At 38.7% G+C, this 3,902-nt stretch carries 5 protein-coding genes; 4 read left to right on the forward strand and 1 reads right to left on the reverse strand.

Features of this window, described 5'->3' with window-relative positions; genetic code table 11:
• Positions 1–342 precede the first annotated feature (342 nt).
• The 3 genes from LC574_RS30200 to LC574_RS30210 all read left to right on the forward strand — a co-directional run bounded on the left by LC574_RS30200 (position 343) and on the right by LC574_RS30210 (position 2,207).
• Entirely contained in the window at positions 343–948 is a 606-nt protein-coding gene (locus tag LC574_RS30200; RefSeq protein WP_229457290.1) for a VWA domain-containing protein, read from the forward strand.
• A gap of 30 nt (positions 949–978) precedes the next feature.
• Entirely contained in the window at positions 979–1,371 is a 393-nt protein-coding gene (locus LC574_RS30205; RefSeq protein WP_229457291.1) for a hypothetical protein, read from the forward strand.
• Positions 1,372–1,646: 275 nt separating this feature from the next.
• Positions 1,647–2,207, forward strand: a complete 561-nt coding sequence (locus tag LC574_RS30210) for an AAA family ATPase (RefSeq protein ID WP_229457292.1) — start codon at positions 1,647–1,649, stop codon at positions 2,205–2,207.
• 44 nt (positions 2,208–2,251) lie between these two features.
• On the opposite strand, the gene LC574_RS30215 is transcribed toward LC574_RS30210, so the two are convergent.
• Positions 2,252–2,593, reverse strand: coding sequence for a helix-turn-helix domain-containing protein (locus LC574_RS30215; protein ID WP_229457293.1), 342 nt, complete (start codon positions 2,591–2,593; stop codon positions 2,252–2,254).
• 270 nt (positions 2,594–2,863) lie between these two features.
• Between LC574_RS30215 and fdhD the strand changes: the two genes are divergently transcribed.
• A complete protein-coding gene (gene fdhD / locus LC574_RS30220) occupies positions 2,864–3,703 on the forward strand; it encodes a formate dehydrogenase accessory sulfurtransferase FdhD (protein WP_229457294.1) in 840 nt (279 codons plus the stop codon).
• The last annotated feature ends 199 nt before the right edge of the window (positions 3,704–3,902 follow it).

Here is a 3,902-nt window from a genome sequence, read left to right on the forward strand (position 1 = left end):
GTTCCTCAAAGCTTTGGATGACCAGTTGCAAGGTGTCGGTGCTAAATTTGATATTTGTGACACGGTTACTTTAGACGACTTAGAAGAAATGAGTCTTGTAGATGTATTGACGAACGCAATAACTGACTGATGTGTTGATCGCCCATAGTCCAGTAACCAATTTTAGATTTTAAATTTTGGATTGAAGTATTCAAAATTTAAATCTACTTTCAGAGCGACTAGTTTCAACTATGGAAAAATCTCAAATTCCAAACTTATTTCCCAATCCCCTATTTTTAGGTTAACGGTTAATCTAAAATCCAAAATCCAAAATTGATTGACTCTTAATTGGAGAATTAAATAATGCTAGAAAATCGTGATTATACTTTGATTATCGACAAAAGCGGCAGCATGGCAACCAAAGATCAAAAGGGTGGTAGAACTAGATGGGTTGCAGCACAGGAATCTACTTTAGCTTTAGCTAGTAAGTGTGAGCAATTTGACCCAGACGGCATCACTATTTATGTATTTTCTGGTAAATTTAAGCGATATGAAAATGTGACATCCAGCAAGGTAGCGCAAATTTTTCAAGAAAATGACCCCTCTGGGACAACTGACTTAGCAGGTGTGTTAAAACATGCAACTGATGATTACCTTCAACGCAAAGCAGCCGGTCAAACCAAGCCAAATGGTGAAACAATTTTAGTGGTTACGGATGGTGAACCAGACGATCGCAAAGCAGTAATGAAGGTAATTATTGAAGCTTCTCGTAACATAGATCAAGATGAAGAATTAGCTATTTCCTTCATTCAAGTCGGCACAGATCCACAAGCTACTCGTTTTCTGAAAGTCTTAGACGATGAGCTCCAAAGTGCTGGTGCTAAGTTTGATATCTGTGACACCATTACTATGGAAGATATGGAAGATATGAGTCTATCGGAAGTGCTACTCAATGCCATTAATGACTAGCCATATTATTTTTTATTAGGAATTGCCAAAATGGATTCCATTGATAAGCTATTGGCTGAACTCCAAACCGAATACAAAGAAGTACAACCAGAACAGCAGTCAAAATTAGCCACAGCCAAATCGTTTATTCCATCATCGCCAAAGTCGGCATCTTTCGTGGATAACCTTTTAGCAGAAGTTAAGGCTGATTTTGCCCAAGAGGATGCTGCTATTGAGTTAAAAAGACAGCAAGAACTAGAACAGGAACGAATTCGACAAGAACAACTCAAAGCCAAACAACTAGAGGCTTTGAAAGTGGAAGCAAAAGAATGGTTAGCCAAAGTAGATCCACTTTCGTCTGAAGGACTTTGGTTTGAAAGGTTTGCTGAAAGTTACCCTTCAAAATTAGAGGCAGCGATTGAATATTTAAGAAGCAATGAATAAAAAGGAGTCAGAATACAGAATTCAGAATTCAGAATACTCTACCCATAAAGGGATAGAGTTTTAATTATTATTGAATATTTAATACTAGTTTCGCTTAACCTCGGGCGAGGTTTTAACCAATATTCATTACCCACTCGTACAGAATTCATACTGAATTCTGACTCCTGAGTTCTGAATTCTTCTTATAAACTCAAAATAAATACACCGCGATTTTTATGTTTATATAAAACCAGATCAATGCATAAACAATCCTTAATCCAAACGACATGATTTTTATGCAAGAAAGAATCATGCCGCTTGATCGCCCAAACATTCTTTTTTTATCCGGTGCATCTGGGGTTGGGAAGACAACAATCGTCAATGCCCTTCGATCCCAAAATATAAGTGCATCTCACTTTTTTTTGCACTTTGATTCTATAGATATTCCGTCTTTAACTGAGATGATTGAGTACGCAGGTTCAGTAGAGAGATGGCAGGAAATAACAACCCACAAATGGATTGAAAAAATTACCAATAATTATCACTCAACAGACACGGTAATTATAGAAGGGCAAGTTCGCTTGAATTTTATTGAAGACGCTTGCCGAAAATTTGGTATCACAAGATACGCTATCGTTTTGATTGATTGTGATTGGAAAATAATGCGCGATCGCTTAATTAACAATCGACAACAACCAGAGTTAGTTAACAGTAATATGCAAAACTGGGCTAAATTTCTACACCAACAAGCACAGTTAAAAAATATTCCGATTATAAATACTTCTCAAAAAACGCTTAAAGAAGTTGTGGACATGATCCAAAATCAAATCTTAACAAGTTTAGTAGAGGCAAGGTAATCTGATCGCGAAAAGAGAATAGTGCAATTCACCTATAATCAATATTAATGGTGATTTGTTCGAGCTAAATGTTGAACAGCCCATTCATGCATAGCATAGAGAATTGGTTGTAAAGTTTCTCCTAAAGGCGTTAGAGAATATTCTACTTTGGGTGGAATTTGGGCATAAACTTCTCGATGAATAATACCGTCTACCTCCATTTCTCTGAGTTGCTGGGTTAGCATCTTTTGCGTAACTCCAGGTAAAGCTCGTTGCAACTCACCAAAGCGTTTTACCCCAGTCATTAATTCTCTAATAATCAAAACTTTCCAGCGTCCGCCAATCACCTTTAGGGTAGTTTCTACTTCACAAGTCAGCCTGCGATGGTTTTCTGCTTCAGCTTTCATAGTTTTTCTGTAGGAAGAATCTGGCTCAGGTTTGCTGGGTAGTACCGCTAGTTATCTGATTATTACTTGTTTTAGGTCTACCATAACTAATGTTTGCTGATTTTTGTTAATTCTTTTAAGAATACTGAAGAACCAGAATTTGGTGCGTTACGACGTTCCGTCTAACACACCCTACAATACCTAATTTTTTCAAAATTAAAGCCGGAATCCTATAGCATTACTTTGTTGCCAGATTAGTATCAAAATTTAAATTCACCAATTCTCATAAATATGAAAATGCCAACTAAAAGCAAGACCAAAGCCACTGTTTGGGTAGTGGAAAATGGTAAAATGCGATCGCGTTTAGACCAACTTACCACCGAAGAACCTTTAGAAATTCGCCTTGCCCCTTTCCAGAAGACGGTAGCTATAACTATGCGGACACCAGGGGCAGATTTTCAACTAGCTGCTGGTTTCCTTTACAGTGAAGGAGTCGTTAGCCACAGAGAAGATATCCGACGTATCAGTTACTGTGTGGATGAATTGGTAGATGGTGAGCAGCGCCATAACATCGTAAATGTAGAACTGCGGGATGGTTTGATTCCAGACTTACAGCCTTTGGAGCGTCATTTCTACACTAGTAGCGCCTGTGGGGTGTGTGGTAAAGCTAGCCTTGAAGCTTTGCGTCTGCGGGGATGTCCAGTGATTCCTTCTGGCCCAACAGTAACACCTGAGATCATTTACAGCCTACCTGATAAACTCCGGGCTGCTCAAGGCATCTTCACAGCTACAGGGGGTTTGCACGCTGCGGCTACCTTCAATGCTCAAGGACAACTGTTAAACCTGCGCGAAGATGTTGGGCGACACAATGCTTTGGATAAATTGATTGGTACAGCTTTGCTCAGTAACGAGTTGCCTTTAAATAATTGTATTGTTTTAGTAAGCGGACGCTCTAGTTTTGAGATTTTGCAAAAATCTACAACTGCTGGAGTTCCCATTGTCTGTTCTGTTTCCGCTCCCAGTAGTTTGGCGGTGTCTGTCGCCAAGGAATTCGGAATTACCTTGATTGGATTCCTGCGCGGAGAACGGTTTAATATTTACACTGGTTTGCAAAGAATAAAGGCTGTTTAGGAATACGGATTTATAGCAGTTTTCATATATTTGAACCACATCTGTCGTAGGGGTAAAGCGCATTGCTCATATGTGTCAACTTAACGTAAAAGCCATGTCCCGCAAGGAACTGAAGTTCCTTGCTAATAGCGAAAGTCATCTTTTGATGACTAAATAATCCGAAAAATTTTTAGTCTACTTTAGTAGACTTTAGCTATAA

The organism is Nostoc sp. CHAB 5715 (genome assembly GCF_020829685.1).
GTDB lineage: Bacteria > Cyanobacteriota > Cyanobacteriia > Cyanobacteriales > Nostocaceae > Nostoc.